At 39.2% G+C, this 18,091-nt stretch carries 13 protein-coding genes; all 13 read right to left on the bottom strand.

What is annotated here, in order from left to right; genetic code table 11:
• Window positions 1-13: 13 nt before the first annotated feature.
• Window positions 14-1,714 carry a RagB/SusD family nutrient uptake outer membrane protein gene (locus WC623_RS15775; RefSeq protein WP_372852760.1) on the bottom strand — a complete coding sequence of 567 codons (1,701 nt, stop codon included), beginning with the start codon at window positions 1,712-1,714 and terminating at the stop codon, window positions 14-16.
• Window positions 1,715-1,725: 11 nt separating this feature from the next.
• On the bottom strand, window positions 1,726-5,097 hold the full coding sequence (locus WC623_RS15770) for a TonB-dependent receptor (protein WP_372852758.1): 3,372 nt from the start codon (window positions 5,095-5,097) through the stop codon (window positions 1,726-1,728).
• Between the two features lie 288 nt (window positions 5,098-5,385).
• Window positions 5,386-6,561: a FecR domain-containing protein gene (locus tag WC623_RS15765; RefSeq protein WP_372852756.1), complete on the bottom strand. Its 1,176-nt coding sequence runs from the start codon at window positions 6,559-6,561 to the stop codon at window positions 5,386-5,388.
• Window positions 6,562-6,647: 86 nt separating this feature from the next.
• Entirely contained in the window at window positions 6,648-7,217 is a 570-nt protein-coding gene (locus tag WC623_RS15760; protein ID WP_372852754.1) for an RNA polymerase sigma-70 factor, read from the bottom strand.
• Between the two features lie 13 nt (window positions 7,218-7,230).
• Window positions 7,231-7,440 carry a hypothetical protein gene (locus WC623_RS15755; protein WP_372852810.1) on the bottom strand — a complete coding sequence of 70 codons (210 nt, stop codon included), beginning with the start codon at window positions 7,438-7,440 and terminating at the stop codon, window positions 7,231-7,233.
• Window positions 7,437-8,357, bottom strand: coding sequence for a tetratricopeptide repeat protein (locus WC623_RS15750; protein WP_372852752.1), 921 nt, complete (start codon window positions 8,355-8,357; stop codon window positions 7,437-7,439). The genes WC623_RS15755 and WC623_RS15750 overlap by 4 nt, the downstream gene beginning before the upstream one ends.
• A gap of 277 nt (window positions 8,358-8,634) precedes the next feature.
• The gene (locus tag WC623_RS15745) at window positions 8,635-9,036 is read right to left on the bottom strand and encodes a DUF805 domain-containing protein (RefSeq protein WP_372852750.1); all 402 of its coding nucleotides are present in this window, start codon (window positions 9,034-9,036) and stop codon (window positions 8,635-8,637) included.
• Between the two features lie 108 nt (window positions 9,037-9,144).
• Window positions 9,145-9,615, bottom strand: a complete 471-nt coding sequence (locus WC623_RS15740; RefSeq protein WP_372852748.1) for a GNAT family N-acetyltransferase — start codon at window positions 9,613-9,615, stop codon at window positions 9,145-9,147.
• Window positions 9,616-9,626: 11 nt separating this feature from the next.
• Window positions 9,627-10,064, bottom strand: a complete 438-nt coding sequence (locus WC623_RS15735) for a VOC family protein (protein ID WP_372852746.1) — start codon at window positions 10,062-10,064, stop codon at window positions 9,627-9,629.
• Between the two features lie 251 nt (window positions 10,065-10,315).
• Complete coding sequence (locus WC623_RS15730) at window positions 10,316-11,512, bottom strand: thioredoxin family protein (protein ID WP_372852744.1); 1,197 nt, start codon at window positions 11,510-11,512, stop codon at window positions 10,316-10,318.
• A 65-nt stretch (window positions 11,513-11,577) separates the two neighbouring features.
• Window positions 11,578-13,020, bottom strand: coding sequence for a RagB/SusD family nutrient uptake outer membrane protein (locus tag WC623_RS15725; protein WP_372852742.1), 1,443 nt, complete (start codon window positions 13,018-13,020; stop codon window positions 11,578-11,580).
• Between the two features lie 10 nt (window positions 13,021-13,030).
• The gene (locus tag WC623_RS15720) at window positions 13,031-16,660 is read right to left on the bottom strand and encodes a SusC/RagA family TonB-linked outer membrane protein (RefSeq protein ID WP_372852740.1); all 3,630 of its coding nucleotides are present in this window, start codon (window positions 16,658-16,660) and stop codon (window positions 13,031-13,033) included.
• A gap of 241 nt (window positions 16,661-16,901) precedes the next feature.
• Complete coding sequence (locus WC623_RS15715; RefSeq protein ID WP_372852738.1) at window positions 16,902-18,065, bottom strand: FecR family protein; 1,164 nt, start codon at window positions 18,063-18,065, stop codon at window positions 16,902-16,904.
• Window positions 18,066-18,091: the final 26 nt, after the last annotated feature.

Here is an 18,091-nt window from a genome sequence, read left to right as displayed (position 1 = left end):
TTTAAGTTTACAATTACCAGGGTAGGTTGTTTTTAACCAGGTTGTTGTTTGCTGTTTCCGAGGTAGGTAAAGAGAGATAATAATATTTCTCAGGGAATATCCGTGTCGAACCTCCATCTACAGCTACAGTCTCATAAGTCAGCGTACCGTTACCGGCTTTTGTGATCTTTGTTCCATGAGCATTCTTACCGTCGATAACCGTCACAGCCCTTTTCCAACGTCGCAGATCCCAAAAACGGAAACCTTCGCCAGCCAGTTCAACTGCCCGCTCTTTACGGAGATACTCCATAAACACTTCCTTTGTAGGGGTATTAGCTATTGTTTTGGAAGGAAGGTTAACGCGGTTACGCACTTCGTTAAGAGCATCAAGTGCCTGAGTTTGGAACGTGTTGAAATCAAGCTCTGCATATGCTTCTGCTTTATTCAGTAATACCTCTGCATAGCGCAATACCGCGTCGTACTGGTGACTGCCATTGGTTACAAAGTTGGCATTTCCTTCCTGAAGATATTTGCGCAGGTAATAACCAGTACAAGTACGTCCTCCTGTAGATCCTGCCTGCGTAAAGGCCTGGAAACCATCTGTACCTCCAACAAAGGTTTCAATCGTACGGTTTTCCCATTTGGCACCATTATACAGTACGGTTGCCTGGAACCTGGGCTCCCTGTCGGTATAAGGATTGGAATGGTTGGCGGCGTAAGTACTCCATGAGAAGTCGGTCCCATCTTTAAATTCGTAAAGATCGGCCAATTCTGCAGTAGGTACATGCTCTGCATAAACATCGGTCGTATAAACCGCTCTATCCCCAAAAGGGCGGTTGTATCGATCATAACTATGGGTTACGCTGCCGCTGAGAAAGCTCAACTGAAACAAAATCTCCACTGAATTATCCTGTCCCCCATCCACTTTAAAAACTTTGGCATAATCCGGAGCCAGGCTAGCCCCCAGCTGTTTCACTTTCTCCGCTGCGTCAATGGCTATCTGCCACTTTTTCGCATACAATGCCATACGCGAGAGCAGACCATAGGCTGTTTTTTTGGTCGCCCTGCCTTGCGATGAGCCAGACCAAGATGGAGGCAGGTGTTCAGCACTCCACAACAACTCGCTCAAAACAAAATCCCAGCTTTCTTCTTCACTGGCACGGGCACGATGTATATCAGCGCTTACCGCACCATCATCAACCCCACCATTTGCGCCCGAAACATCTGTACGAAGGATAACACCACCATACACCCGTATTAGTCTATAGTAAGAGAATGCCCGACAAAGGCGGGCCTCTGCCCGACGAATGTTAGACCATTCTTCCCCAAATTTAGGAACACCATATCGTTTGATATCATCCAATAAAACGTTGGCTCTGCGAATTCGCTCGGTGTACACGTTAGACCAGCTATCCAAAGGCCCTGCACTTCCAGTAACAAAGCTGCTTGCCTGTAATAAGGCTTTATTATAGCCATGATTATACTGGTCCCATGAAGTCGACTTCATCAGGTCAGAATAGCTGTCAAAATATTGACCACGGCTATTTGCTACCTGCGATACATCCGTAAAAGTCTTGTAAGCCGCGGTAACATACATATCAGCGGCAGTCTGAGAACTCCATACGGCCAAATCTGAGAGATTCTGCGTATTTTCTATATCCAGCGCCTGCTTACATCCCTGCAGCGAACTTACCGTTACCGCAAGCATAAATATCATTAAAATCCTATTTTTCATCTTTTATCTCCTTAAAATGTTACGTTTAGACCGAAACTGTATGTCTTCTGCTGAGGATAATAACCGTTACTTACCGAAGGACTCTCGGGATCAACATACTTAAAATGACTAAATGTCAACAGGTTGGTTCCTGACACAAAAATATTTACCCTGCTAAAAGGCATTTTTCGCAGAAGATTAGCTGGTACATCATATCCGATATTCAGATTCTTTAAGCGCAGATACTCTCCATTTACTACCCACCATGTAGATTGCCAGGCATTATTACCGTTACTTACAGTAGATAATCTGGGGTACTGTGCATTTGTATTTTCAGGTGTCCAGGCCTGCTCAATCAGATAGGAAGGAGAATTGCCGTTTCCACCAAAGGGAGAAGTATACAGCGTAGCGGCCGTTACTCCCGAATCGAATACACCAGACAATTCATAGTCGACATTAGAGGCACCCTGCCACAATGTGGAAACATAAAAATTCTTATAAGAGAGATCTAAGTTCAGCGCGAAGTTAATTTCAGGTATCTGCCCATATCCTGTTTTCACGTAGTCAAACTCAGAGCTAATGATACCATCTCCGTTCACATCCCGATATTTCAGATCGCCCAGTCTCAGAAATCCCGAAGGTGCTGCCGGATAATTCTCAATTTCCGACTGCGATTGGAAGAGGCCCAGCGCCTCATAACCGTAGCGTGCACCCATTGACTCGCCAATAGCAGCTCGGTAATTAGGCCTGTTATCTACAATAATCCGCGACAATACCTTATTCCTTGCAAAGGCAAATGATCCTTTTACCGAGTAGTTCCAATCCTGGTTTATCCGGTTGGCATGCTTCAGAATTACCTCAAAACCTTTATTCTCTACCTTTCCGGAGTTCTTAAAACTTGGATAATATCCACCCAAAGAACTAGGATAGTTGCCTCCCTGAGACTCCAGAATGTCTTTTGTCAACTTATAAAATACATCTGCTTCGATGCCCAATTTCCCTTTCCACAGATCTATATCAAGGCCTATGTTATAATTATCGGTTGTGGACCATCTCAGATTGCGGTATAAATATGGACTAATCGAATAAAATTGAGATACAGCTTCACCGCCCAGCACCATACTATTGCTTGCAAGGGCAAATAAAGAGTTGTGCTGGAAAGGGCTTACGGCATCATTTCCAGATCTGCCAAAGCTCGCGCGCAATTTGAAAAGGTCTACAGCAGAAAAACTATTGGCAAAGAAATTCTCCTTTGATACCACCCATCCTAAGGATGCAGAGGGAAAGAATCCCCATTGATTGCCCGGTGCAAAAATATAGGAACCATCATAGCGGAAAGCAGCCTCTGCCAGATATTTATTATCATAACCATAATTCAGACGGCCAACATAAGAAGCCTGCCCGCCAGAGAAAACATGTGATCCAGTTACCGGTGTTGTCCCAAAAGTGGATCCCAGCGATAAATCCACAGGATCATCAGTTACATATCCACGCTTTGATCCTGTCATCGTTTCAGAGTAACTTTTCTTGGTTTCAAACAAGAACATCGCGCCTACGTAATGTTTGCCGAATTCGCGGGAATAATCCACCTGAGGACGCCATAGATAAGAATCGCCCCAGGAAGCTGATTTGGAAAAGGCATTATCAGGAGAAAAACCACTTGCACCTACAACCCCTTCGTCCAGATTGTTATTAAGGCTATACAATTCATAATATCTACTGTAATTTGCATCTATTGTATTGCTATAATTATATGCTCCGAACATCGATACTTTAAGGTTCTTCAGCACAGGCGAAAGATCTGAAAAATCGTACTCCAATTGGAAGTTGCTATCCATTGCCCACCTGGTCTGGTTGATAAATCCAGATTCCATTAATGCAGCATACCCGTTAACATTATAGGCTGAGCCCTGCCAGGCTGTAGGAAGTCCATTATATTCACTTTTGATAATAGGTATAGTAGATACTGCCTGACGGATAGGATCAAATTCAGTCTGGTTTCCAATAGGTACACCTGGCCACTTTCTATCCGAACGTAATCCTGCCAAACCAGCTACCAATCTTAAGTTCTTGGCTACCTGCATATCGAGGTTTGTACGGAGATTATATCGTTTAAAACCCGTATTGATCAAGGTACCTTCCTGATCCATCATACCCACACTGGCAAAATATTTTGTTTTATCAGTACCACCAGAAGCAGCAACATTATGCTGTTGGGTAACTCCCGTGCGGAAGATCATATTTAACCAATCCGTCTCCCCATAGATACTATTTGCATCATTGCTCAGTACCTTATTTTGTATAGCCGCGTTCCACATGGGTGTCAGCCCATCCAATTCCCGGGCTTTATTGTTCCAGTACATGTAATCTGTTGCGTTCAGATAATCCGGCATGGCCGTATTATGTGTCAATACGCCGGCGCCATTATAGAAAATTTTTGCTGTACCTGATTCTCCTTTTTTGGTAGTTATCAAAATCACCCCGTTTGCCCCTTGAACACCGTATATAGCAGCTGCCGCATCTTTCAGTACAGAGACCGATTCCACGTCATTTGGATTGATGTTATCAATAGAACGCGGAACGCCATCCACAAGGATCATGGGACCATTATTACCTGCAAAGGAATTGAGTCCGCGTACATACAAAGCAGTTCCATCAGCTCCAGGCTTTCCAGAGCTTTGAATACTCGTCAACCCAGGTAGTTTCCCGGTAAGCATGTTCGATAAATTCTGCATCGGTGCCCGGGTAAGTTCTTTTGCTGAAACCTGCGAAACAGCGCCTGTTAAATGGGCACGCTTTTGTTTGGCATAACCAACCACAACAAGCTCGTCCATTATCTCTTCACTTGCCTTGAGCATTACCTGAATAAATTTGCTTCCTTCTACCCGGTGCGCCTGTGTTATATAACCTACAAAAGAAAACTCCAGCACAACACCGTCCTCTACTCCTGTCAAATAAAAATTACCTTTCGCATCTGTAAGCACGACCTTCTTAGTCCCTTTCACCTTTACACTTACCCCCGGAATCGGACGATTATCTGCATCCACCACCTTGCCGGAAGCATCGATACCTTTCATTGTTGCCACTATCCTATCCAGAATAGAGCTCCCTTTTTCTTTCACAATAATAGATTTGTTCTCTATACTATAAGTGAAAGGCTGGTTGATAAAGCACAGATTTAATACTTCATCCAGTTCTTTATCTTTTACATTTAAACTAATAGGTTTCGCATCCTTAATCACCGGATTGGTGTACAAAAAATTATATCCTGTCTGCTTATTGATCTCCACAAACACATCTAAAATAGAGACATTGGTTTTAGAGATGGTTACCTTTTGCCCATAACCAGTTACTGCGCTGGCCTGCATTATGGTTGCGATTAGGATAATTATGATCAATTTCATAATAAGTAATATTTTAGGTGGTATCCACGGGCTTAGAATACCTAGGTTAAAAGTAAATTTATACATACTTTTGAGCTTAGTTTGGGTTAATACATAAAAGGTTCGCAATAACTATTTTACCGTCCTGATGAAGATCAGGTACCGGAGGGTTAACTCAAACTCTGCCGGATAGTGCTTCGACTCACTATCCGGTTTCTTTTTTTAGTTAACCATAAAGTTTAATACCATTATCGTATAGTTCTGTTCATTTTGGTTATTTGGTTCTTAAGTGGTTTATATTTTGGTTATTTAATTCTTTTTTCTGATTAGTACTTTTCTTCCTTCAACTTCAAAGTCGCAGGATGTGGTTTCCTCCAAAAGTTCCAGCACTTGAGAAAGTACTACCTTTCTGGAGATTACCCCTCCCATTCTGATTTCTCCGGCATTGCCCTGAAATATAACTTCCAGGTCATACCAGCGTGCTATCTTTTTCATCACACCTTCCAGGCTTTCATTTACAAAGTAAAAATTGCCATTTTTCCACGCTATCGCCATTTCAAGGTCTTTCACCTCCCTAACCTGTATTTCCAAAAGATGTTCCCGATCTACAACAGCTTGCTGACCAGGTTTAAGCACAACAGTCTTATTGCTATGATTGGCCACCTGTACAACACCTTCTAAAAGCGTCGTTTTGGTTACCGTTTCGTTTGGATAGCTGCTCAGGTTAAAGTTTGTACCTAGTACTGCTACTTCCTGGTCAGCCGATTTTACAATGAACGGATGTTTTTTGTCTTTTGATATTTCAAAATACGCTTCACCGGTCAAATTAACTTCACGTCTCCCACGCTTTGCAAAAGAAACTGGGTAAATTAATTTTGATTCAGCATTAAGCCAAACTCTGGAACCATCAGGTAAACGCAACTGATATTGGCCACCTTTCGGAGTTTCAATGGTATTCACCAAATCAGTATGATGTTGCGTATCACTACTGATCGAATATATAATCTGACCATCAGCAGTCTTAGTAATTTCCACACCTGCTTCTTTAGCCAATTGGCCACTGCCTGCATCATTTAAAGAAATTTTCTGCCCATTGGCAAGTGTTAAATAAGCTTTGTTAGCTCCCGGCTGGATTTCATTACCTGGGCGTCCAGAGTTGGTGAAATAGAAAAGGCCAGCACCAATAACCAAAAGTACGGCTGCTGCTACCGAAGCCAGACGAGGCCAGATGTTAATTTTTCGCCGTATCGGTTCTACTGCGATTGAATGATCAACAGGATAAATTCGTGCTTTAGCGCGGGCTAGTTCCGTGCTGGTATCGAAATTGCGATAACCCTGCAATAGCTCAGCGGTTTCCCCTTTAATTCCTCTCAGCTCCTCCAACAACTCCAGTTCCACGTGAGTCAAAGTCTTACCAACTGAATGGTCTTGCTCCAGTGCTTGCAGTAATTGGTCCCAATCTAAATTTTCCGCGTTTTTATCCATCTTACCTCATTGACAACACCTTAGTGATAATGGGTGACAAAAAATATGAAACAAACCAATAAAAATCATAACCAACTGATGATGAGCTAAAAATATTTAAGTAAGCAAGACAAAACCAAGATCGTAATGGCCTTTCCGCGCAGCGTTGAATAAGCTCTGCGGAGCTGTGTTTTCACTGTATTTACTGAAATGCCCAGGCGAGCTGCAATCTGTAGGTAACTCAAACCTTCTATAGCATGGAGTTCAAACACTTTTCTGCGGTCAGCGGGCAATTCATCCAGTAATTCAAGAATCCTCTTTAAACGGCGTACACGTTCTGGAAGTTCTTCTCCATCATCCTGTGTTTCATCTGATAAAGACTCCAGAACGGACTGAGAAACATTTACATAATATTTATCTTCTACAACCTGGTGCTTAAGATAATTCAGACAGCTGTTTTTCACAGAGCGATAAGCATAGGCCTCAAAATTCTTTGGTGCTAACTGGTCCTTCCTCTGCCAGTATTTAACAAAAAAATCCTGAACCAGATCTTTTGCTACAAAATCATCACGGACGATATTCGTAGCTACCATACACAGAAACTGATGATTTTTCATAAACAGGGAGTCAAAACCTGTAAAATCTGAAATTTCTGATTGCTTATTGCCCTGGACCATATATAAAATTAGCTTAACATGGACAATGATATATAAATATTTTCAAAATTAATCTACCTGATTCTTTTAGAATTTTGAGGTTATACTCAACTCCCCTTATAGAGAGGCTCAATTTTACGATAAACAATGTACTTGAAATTTCTTTCCAGAATCTAGCAATGTTTATTTGGTATAGCCTTGTGCGGGATGTCTTGCTACCTCTGGCAAATACAGATAGATCTATTTACAATGCTCAAGAATTCGTTCTTTTGCGTAATCTGCCCCAAGTTCAAGTGCTTTATTCCAATTTTCACAAGCCCTCTTTTTGTCTTTAAGGTTTAAATAGGTATTTCCTAAATTAAAATAGGTTTGCTGTTTATCTTCTATTTTTATGTTGTCAATTTGAAGTGCTGTTTCATAGTCTGCAATTGCTCCTTGATAATCTTCATACTCGTCTTTAAGCGCGCCTCTGTTTAATAATGCACTTGTAAACCTTGGAGCAATTTCAATCGCCTTGTCGTAATCCTTGAGTGCCGATTTCCATTTATAAAGTTCGTTTTTAACTATTGCTCTTGAATAATATGCATTGGGGTCTTTCGGGTCTATTGCTATAGTCAAACTCCAATTAAATATTGCTCCACTTAAATCACCTTTACTGTAACACTCCATTCCTTTGTTAAAGAAGGGGGCAGATTTTAATGTATCCAAGTCAAGATATTTGGGTGCTTTCGGATCATGTAGTCCACCATAAGCATCAAGAGTTGCATCAAATTCATAGCCTCTTTTATACATATCCAAAACCCAGTACATTAAATTATCTACTGTTATTGGCATTTCGTTGGTTTTTCCATTTATTTCCCAAATGCCCTCGAATTTTTCCACTTTTTGAACTGAATATGGATAATGTGTCTTAATAAATTCTCCAAGTTTTTCTAATTTTTCCTTTTTATCTGAAATAAAAGTGAAATCCATTTCTATCAAGAAGTAGTCTTTTAAACCGTTTTTGACCATGTTATTAAAAACATCTTCGGCAGTTACGATTTCTTTACTAAATCCATCAACGAAATTGTCCCAAGTGAAAAATTTATTTTCCATTTTCTTTTGTCCAAAAGCGGTTAATGTTGTTATAAAAAATATTAGTGTGATTATGCTGTTTCTCATATGAAATATCGGTCATTAAAATGTTTCTATTTATGCTGCCCTCACTAACGCGAAAGTCGTGTTAAGAGTAACATAATTACATATCCCCTACCACCTACCATGTCTCTCCTTAAAACTTGTCCTCAAATAACCAGCAGTACCTAAAACAGGCAAGACGATTATAATAATGATCCAAGTAATCTTAACTACAAGACTTAGGGACTTCTCTTTCAAAACCTGAACAATACCATAAATCACATAAGAAACTATAAGTAGAATAAGGACAGCGTAAAACATACTATTCTTTTATGATCCCATCTTCATCCACATCATCAATAGGTTGAACCACGCTATCAGCTGCTCCTTCTCTACCAAAATCAAAATTCAACCCCTTTGGATTTGGACCATATTCATTATCTCCAATGTCACCACTATAAAACAATAGTATCAGCCCATAAAATGGCAATAACTGCCACCAGCCAACATTCCCTCTGTCATGGCAGCGCTTAGCTCCTTGAGCTAGTATAAACCAACATAGAGATACAAATCCGAATAGAAGTGCGAATAAGAAAAATGGAGATTGTTGTTCACTCTTTAAAAAGAGAGATAATGGTATATATATTACTAAAAAAATCAAATTACTTAGCCCATATTCGAGCCTACGTATCCTACCATTAAAAGAAAAGGGATTTTTGAACATGCGTTAATTTATTATTGGGTTAGAGAGATATTTAAGTAAGCGCTTATTCCAAATTTTAGAAATTTAACTTAGAATAACAAGGGTAATTACATTTATTTTATGAGCGTGCTAAAGGAGCTTTCCCAAGCAAGAATTCGCGAACTTACTTTTTTCCCAATCTTGTTTTGACATTTCAAATTTCACTTCATTTTTGCCATGCATCCCGTTTCTTTTCCACCCTGATTTTTCATAAAACTTTTCCGCTCTAGTGTTTGGTGAAGTTCCAAGCCAGACAGATTCTTTCCCTGTTTCAAAATACCAGTTTAGCATTATTTCATGAAGTTTCTTGCCGATACCTTTTCCTTCAAATTCCGGAAGAAGAAAAAGAGCCCAAATATTATTATCTTGTAAATCGGCAATCGCAAAACCAACAATCTGATTTTCTATTTCACAAACCCAACCTTTACCTCGTTTAAACATAAACTCATTGCAATCTTGGTCGGTAACAAGTGCCGGATTTGATAAAGTATTCTCCTTTACAGAATTTCTAACAATTTGAATTTGATTAATATCCTCTATTGTTGCTTCACGAAATTTCATATTCAGTATATCTAAATTTGTTCTTTATATTTTGGGTCAAAATCTACCATCCATTCAATTCCGTATTTGTCTCTAAACATTCCGAAGTATGAACCCCAAGGGCTGTCAGCAATTGGAACTTCAATATTTCCACCTACTGAAAGTCCATTAAATAATTTATCAGCTTCTTCTTTGCTTTCAGCACTTATGGAAATTTTACTTCTGTTTTCATTTTCATTAACTCTTCCCATAAATTCCGGAACGTCATTACCCATTAGAATATTTTTGCCAATAGGCAAAGCAATATGCATTATTTTGTTTGCTTCATTTTCTGAAATTGGGACTTCAGGACTTGACATATCCTTGAAACGTATAATCATTGCAAACTCTCCGCCAAAAACTGATTTGTAAAAATTGAATGCTTCTTCGGCATTTCCGTTGAAGTTAATGTGAGGATTAATAAGTGCCATAATTTTGATTTTTAAATTGTTAACAAGAGCAATTCAACTGGCCGTTCCGTCAATAGTTGTTCCTTAACATGGAAGTTACGAATTTTCGCCTTTTATACAGTCCGATATTTTGGAAGGATTACAATACCAGGTATACTGTCTCGTGCCCATAGAGTTTATCATAAAAATGCCCCCAGAAAGTATCTAACTTTTTGGGGGCATTGCATTTACACCCTCTTTTCTATTTATTCCTTCAACATTATTATTCGTTTTTACAAAGCCTCAACTTTATCCAACAGATCCTGCGCTAACTTTTGAATTTTCGAAGTCTCCGCATCTGCCAGTGTTCTTGATTTTTTAGCCGCAGCTAATGCTTCAGGCTTCTTTTTCATCGCCAGACATACCCAGGCAAAAGTGGATTGAATACTGTATTCTTCAGGTTCAATTGCGACTGCGCGCTTAGCCATTAAGTACGCCTGCTTTTGAATGGCTACTGATATACCATCACTTCCACCTTTCCCTCCTGATGCTCTTCTTGCCAGAAAGCTAAGTTTCTCTGCATCATTCTTCAGTTCATTTTTTAACGCCTTGTTGGTTACTTTCACATAGTCTTTAGTCTTTCCAGTACTAAGGTAAAAATCTGCTTCCAACATTATACCTTGCTTTCTACGCTCAAGTTGATCAGAATTTTTAAAGTAAGGCAGTTTGTTCATAAAAGCTACTTCATCTTTAGTATTGATATAGCCATACATAGTGCTCGTTACCAAACGATCTTTTAACTTGTCTAACTGAGCCTGACTACCCCATTTTGTGTACGCACTTTCATTAGCGATAAAATGTTTACCCAATTTATCATTTTCAGTTCTTGCTAATGTCTCAATAACCTTCCAACCGAACTCAGTGTTTAATTCTTTTTCAGAGATAATATTAATAATATCCTTTCCGATTTTGTCTGACTTCATTCTATCTGATTTATTCAGAACCAAGTAGTAATCCAGTAAAAATGGCAAATCACGCGATCCTTCTTCATATTTCTTATTTAAATACGAAAGGTTCTTTTTTGGGTTCGCAGCCTTCTGTCCTTCTGCTAAAAATTCCTCAACAGACATCCTGGAACCTGTTCTATGTATTACTTCTCCTTTATCATTGATAAACAAGAATGTCGGGAAAGATTGCACATTATATTTTTTACGTAACTCTATTCCCTCACCCTTTTCCATATCAATTTTCGCATTGATAAAATTTTCGTTGTAGAAATTAGCTACAGCAGGTACGGTAAATACATTTTTATCCATCCATTTACAAGGTGCACACCATGAAGTATAGCAATCTAAAAAAATCAGTTTACTTTCGGCGGCAGCCTTTGCTTTAGTATCGTTCCAGGTAGTAGTCTGGTTAAATTTAATTGCCTCCTGGGCATTGGTAGTAATGGCTGCAATCAGCAGAAACAAAAAGATTAATGATCTCATAATTTGGTTTTAAAAATGCGAACCGAAGAATTTGAGTTCGTCGGTCCGCGATAAATTGATTAATACTAACGGTTGTAAACCGGAATGCCTGGGTTAAGTGCCAATACTTTCGGTGGTATTGGTAGGACATAACGTAAGTCGTTAGGTGCTAATGTGAACGTTGTCGTTTCAGTTTTATGTGTAACTGTTTTTGCAAAACGAGGATCTTTGTTCAAACGCTTAAGATCTACCAATCGGGTAGTACCTGAATAAGGCATTTCTCTTCTTCTTTCATTAAGAGCAATTTTCAATGCATCATCATTTGTAGCAGCAACTAACGGTACATTACCAACAATACGTGCATTACGTAATTTATCCAGGTATTTTAGCGCATTGTCTTTGCTTCCTACCCTAGCTTCACACTCCGCTGCGATTAAATACAATTCTGGTGTACTGAAACCTGTATTAAACTCTACGTAAGCACCCCATAATACTCTACCTTTAAAAGAAATAACTTTTGATCCAAAATTAGCTTCATCTTCTAGGAAAAACAATGAAAAACGTTTATCCACAGCTCCGTTAGGTAAATCTGCTTTATAGGTTGCTAACAAATCCTCACTTGCATAAACTTCAGTGAAAATATTTGAAGAGCTGGCGGCTGATGACCTTGCCAAGATATTTTCCTTATTATCTTTAAGTTTAGGGAATGCAACGGCAGCGTTATCTATTACCCTTCCCCAGGTAGTCCCCGTTTTTGTAGTATAGGTTCTATAATCAATTAAATCACCATTTAATTTCAGGGCCTCCTCAGCATTTTTTAGCGCTTCAGCGTAATTCCCCATATACAAATTTAATTTACTTAAGAAGGCATAACCCACACCCTTTGTTGGACGATATTTATGAGGAGCTGTTAAAGCTAAATTAGGTAATGCCTCTTCCAGATCTCTTTTTATCAACTCGTAAACCTCTGCAACAGTATTTCTTGTATACTTCGCGTTAATATTCTCAGTTAAAACTAATGGCACACCCAAGTCGGTGGCGGCTGTAGCCGGATCATAATGTACTGCGTATGCATTTACCAGATTAAAGTACTCAAATGCTCTATTAATTTGAGCCTCCGCTTTAAGCTGTTTACGTTTTGCCTCAGTACCATCCAGTACCTTTTCCACATTATTGATTACAGTATTGTAAACAAATATATGTGCATAAGCAGGCTCGTAAAATGAATCAGACTCCCCGTCATTATAAAGTGCACCATGTTGAAAATCATACATTTTCAACTTATAGGGTGCATAGTTTGAATAATCTGAGGCTAAATTTACATCTCCCGCCACCCCGGACTGAACATCATCAGTTAAAAAATTTGGATAGGCAGCAGACACATTATATAATGCTCCATCATTTAGAAGCTTGAAATAGTCATCATAAAATTCAGGAATGCTATAGCCCTTCGGTCTTATATCAAGGTATTTTTTACAGCCAGAAAGTGCGACTGCTGCGAATATTATAGCGATAAATATCTTTTTCATTAGAGTTCAATTAAAAGTTAGCAGATATGCCGAAAGAATAAGTTGTTGGAACTGCCATTCCCCTTGAAGGCGCAAAATATTGTCGCCTTTCATTATAGTAAGCTACAGACCATGATTCGGTATCCAGGTTTTGTCTATTTGCAGCCCATCTCCATGGATTTTGCACCTGGAAACTGAAACGCATGTTTTGGATATGATTTCTTTTTAAGAGCTCATTAGCCAAATTATAACTTAAAGTAACATCTCTCAACTTAATGTAATCACCCTTTTGAACAGACTGATGTCTGGCTTCCCAGATGTTGGCAATAGTTGGAGGTGCGGCACTTAAAAAGCCTGGTGCAATATCCGGAATGTTTTCGTCACCAGGTTTCTTCCAGTAATTCAAAGCAGCTCTGTCCATATTGCTGGTATAGTTTAATTCAGCAAACTTGCTTAGATATGGTGACTGCACCTCACGCATAACATGACCTCCGTAATAAATAAACATAAAGAACAAATCGAAATTCTTGTAGCTCATATTGTTCATCAATGAGGCAGCAAATGGAGGTGTTGTCGTACCTTCATAAATCAGGTCATCTACGGATAAGTCAGCTGTACTTTTAACTTCCCTGCCATCTTTAGTCAGCGCAATAGGACGACCTGCATTGTCCAATCCTTTATAACGAACGCTATACAAGGCATCCATAGGTTTACCTAACCTATTTTGTGCTTTATCCAGATATGAATACATGCTATTGTCAGTAACCTCCAACTTCGTTAATTTATTTTTATTGTAATTGAAATTCAAACCGCTACTCCAGGTAAAATCAGCAGTTGTCATGTTCTTACTTTTAAAAGTAAAATCAACTCCGCGATTTGTCATACTTCCATAATTTACTTTAACCTTACTCCATCCAATGGTAGGGTCAGAAGCCAAATCGCCTAAAAGGTCACTGGTAGATTTGTTATAAACCTCGATGGATCCTGTGAAACGGCTTTTCAAAAAGCTAAAATCAAGTCCCAGGTTTGTAACTTTTGTTTTTTCCCATCTTAAACCATCATTTGGTGGGCTATAGATATAAGCACGTGCTTCCTGCGTTTGAGGATTGGGACTTGTATAATCTTTTATAATCATATATGGCCCACTATCCTTTGGGATATTACCGTTGATGCCATAAGTAGTACGAACTACAAGACGGTCCAGCCAATCATTTTGATTCTCCGTCAATACATACATTACCCCGGTAGACCAAAGTGGTTTATATTGATACTTAGGATCTGTACCAAATAAATTTGATTGATCCATACGGATACTTCCGGTAAAAGTTAATTTACGATCGTAGGTATAAGAACCATTGGCATAAAAGGAAACATACCTGTTTTCAACATTAATGAAACCTTTTTCCTTTCTTTCATATATAAAATTTCCAAATAAAGACTCAGTCCCATCCACAGTTGTAGACAATATGCGTTCATCAATTGAACTATAGCTCAAGCTATTATCGTTATAACCATATTTATACAGGTTAGACGAAGTAGTCAATACACCACGCTGTTCAGCACCCGCAATTACATCGATTCTATGCTTATCTCCAAATAATTTATTGAAATTAACCTGTGCACGTAAGGTATGAGAATTCTGATCGGCGCGGGTTTCATCTACCTGTCCGCCTATTGGAATCAGGAAAGAATGACCACCAGCTGGCAACTTTTTAGTTGCATTGTTAATCATCGTTTTCACATCATAGGCATCTTTAGTCAGATACTGCTTAGTATAATTATCAGTTCTTTCTTTTTGATAAAGTACATTTACTGATAATCCGTCAATGATTTTAAAGTTTGCTGCGAAATTTAAGTTCAGGTAATTACTGGTATTGTTGTAGTGTTTTTTATTCATCTCATTCAGAGGTGAATAGTTTTCATCCTGCAAGCCTAAAGCATTCAGACGGTCAATTTCAAACTGAGATTTAGAATTATACCAATTTACATTTCTGCCATTTTGGTCTTTCAGCATGAAATACGACGCTTTGCCGGCATTCAACAAACTCATACCCAATATACCATTGTCATAGTCTTCATTTACCTTACTACTGATCACCCCAACGTCAACCTTCATCCATTTGGTAAAATTGAAAGTATTGTTCAGGTTAAAACCAATACGACTGGAACTTTGCTCACGCTCATAAGGATTGTTTAACATATAGTTACCACTTAAGTTATAAGTGTAAAAATCTGAACCACCTGAAAAGGAGATATTATGTGTCTGGTTAATGGCAGCTTTACGAAGCAGGTTATCAACTACCTGATCATACCTGTCGTTATTTCTATATGGTTCTAATGCAGATTGCAATTGAGCCTCGGTAATAACATTTTCCCTTGCATCGTAATACAATCTGTAAACATCATTCATAGCTTTACGTGGATCTATTCCGCTGTAAGATCCCGATCTGTAATTAAACATCTCTCTCTGGAAATCCACCAACTCTGAACTACTCATCTTGTTCGCGTAGTCACGGTCAGGTAAGGGCGTAAATTTAGCAATACCATTGTAAGCGATTCTTACCGGTCCTTTTTTACCACGACGGGTATTGATGACAATGACCCCGTTGGCCGAACGCGCTCCATAGATAGAAGCAGCCGTAGCATCCTTCAATACGGTGATCGTTTCAATATCGGCGGCATTGATAGATTGGATATCGCCTTCAAACGGAGAACCATCTACTACATATAATGGTTTCGTCTCCCCGGCCAATGTGGATACACCACGAATACGAATTAAATTTTGTGTGTTTCCATCTGATTTATAACTGGTCAAACCAGCCGACATCCCTTCAATCCTGTCTAAAATATTAGCCTGTAACTTACCTTTCAGATCTTTATCGGCATTAATTACCTCAATAGATCCTGCAGCACGTTCTTTCGGAATATTCTGATAACCGGTTGATACAACAGTAACCTCCGCCAGTTCAGCCGGATTAGGCTGTAAGCTAATCACCATTGGCGAGGCCTGACTTACCGGAATTTGTTTTGAAGTATAACCAACAAAGGAAATTACCAGGGTGGCTTTTTCATCTATACCTTTTAGCTCAAACTCTCCTTTTTCATTGGTAAGTACTGTTTTCGTAGAGTTTCTGATCTGTACAGTAGCACCTGGAAGTGGCAATCCATTTTCATCCACCACTTTACCTCTCACATCAATGGCATTCAGGAAACTGGCTACTTTATCCAGAATTCCAACTTCCTTCTTTTTAACCAATACTGTTTTTTCTATGATCTTGAAAGTAAGATCCTGGTTCTCGAAACAAGCTTTCAGCGCTTCTTCCAAAGATGCCTTTTCTAAATTAAGGCTAACCGGTCTCGCCCCCTTTAAAACATGACTGTTGTAAAGGAAAGTGTAATTTGTTTGGTTCCTGATTGTTTTAAGTACCTCATTAAGGTCTGCATTTTTTTTATGCAGGGTAACAGTCTGACCAAAACTACTGGCCGCAGCCTGCATTAAGGTCATGGTAATCAAAACAGCAATAAGATTAATTCGCATAATAATCCGTCTTCTCGTAACGGGATTCATAAGTGCGAAGCGCTTATAAATGCCCTTAAATAGTTTAAAATATGGCGCAAACCAAGGCTTGTCCATACCAATTGAAGTATTAATAAAATACATACATTTGTAAGGTTTGGTTGATAATTAAGAAGTTGTAACATGTTTTTCATCCTGATGTAAATCGGGATAAACTGAAATTGATTGACTGAACGCCGACAAGGACTGCAATCCGAGTCTATACCGGGCAAGGTGCTTCAACACTTTTCCCGGTTTTTTTATTCAGTTACCTTTGGGTTTCGCTACTTTGGTGGTAAGTTTATTTTCATTCGTTTTATTTAAGTTTAACTGATTAATTTCTGATCTATCTGGAAACAACAATTCGCCTTTTGTTTCCCCCAAGGCTTTCAATACTAAATTTCACATCCAGATATTTTAACATATCCAGAAAAGCAGCTGCATTTACGCTTCTGGATACTTCACCACTAAATCTGATTGCAGGTATTTTTCCTTCATACACCACATCAACATCATACCATCTTGAGGCCTGGCGCATAATACTGCTCAGTTCCGTATCGTTAAACTGGAACATTCCATTCTTCCAGCTCATTACCTCGCCAACATCCGCCTTTACAATATTTAGTCCCTGACTACCCAATACAGCTTGCTGACCCGGCTTCAATATAGCCTCAACAGGATTCGCTAAATTAGAATGATAATTAAAGGGAAGTATTTTCACCGCGCCTTCAAGTAGTGTCGTTCTGGTTTCTACCTCATCTTTAAAGGCATTGATATTAAATTGTGTCCCCAGCACTTCCAGATCCTGTTCGGTAGTCTTAACGTGAAAAGGACGCTGCTTATTTTTAGAAACTTCAAAATATGCTTCACCATTCAATTCTACCCTGCGTTCATTTGCAGCAAAATTTACAGGAAACTTTAATGATGAAGCTGCATTTAGCCAAACTTTAGTTCCGTCAGGCAAGTTTAACTGGTACTTACCTCCTCTTGGTGTGGCGATGGTATTGTATTCCATTTTGCCACCCTGGCTTTTTCCATTCGAAACATTACTGTTATAAATAATTGTACCATCTGCTGCCTTGGTAATGGTAATCCCAGATTGCTGAGCGACCTGACCATTCGCAGTTTCATTAAGAATAATTTTTTGTCCGTTTGAAAGCGTCAGAACCGCATCATCTTTACCAGGAAGCAAACCCGAAGCCAGCCTAATCTGTTCTTTTTCTGCCTTAATTTTTTGCAGATAAAAAAACACTCCAATTCCCGCCACAAGTGTTACCGCAGCAGCAGCAGCTAACTTTGGCCAAAGTCTGGCTCTTTTCACTACTGGCTCCTGCTCCTGTAAAGCGGCCCATACTTTATCCAAATCTTTAGTCTGTTCGTCAAAATCAATATCTTCAACTGCATCAAGCGGATAGCTTAAATGCCAGCTTTCCAACAAAGCTGCTTCCTCCTCTGTACATTTTCCTTCGAGGTATCTGTTTAATATTTCTTTTGCGTTTGGTTCTTTCATTTTATAGAGCGTATATGTTTAGCTTA

The organism is Pedobacter sp., from assembly GCF_041645105.1.
Lineage (GTDB): Bacteria > Bacteroidota > Bacteroidia > Sphingobacteriales > Sphingobacteriaceae > Pedobacter.
Note: the sequence above shows the minus strand (reverse complement) of the source record. Positions and strands in the feature narration are given on the sequence as shown.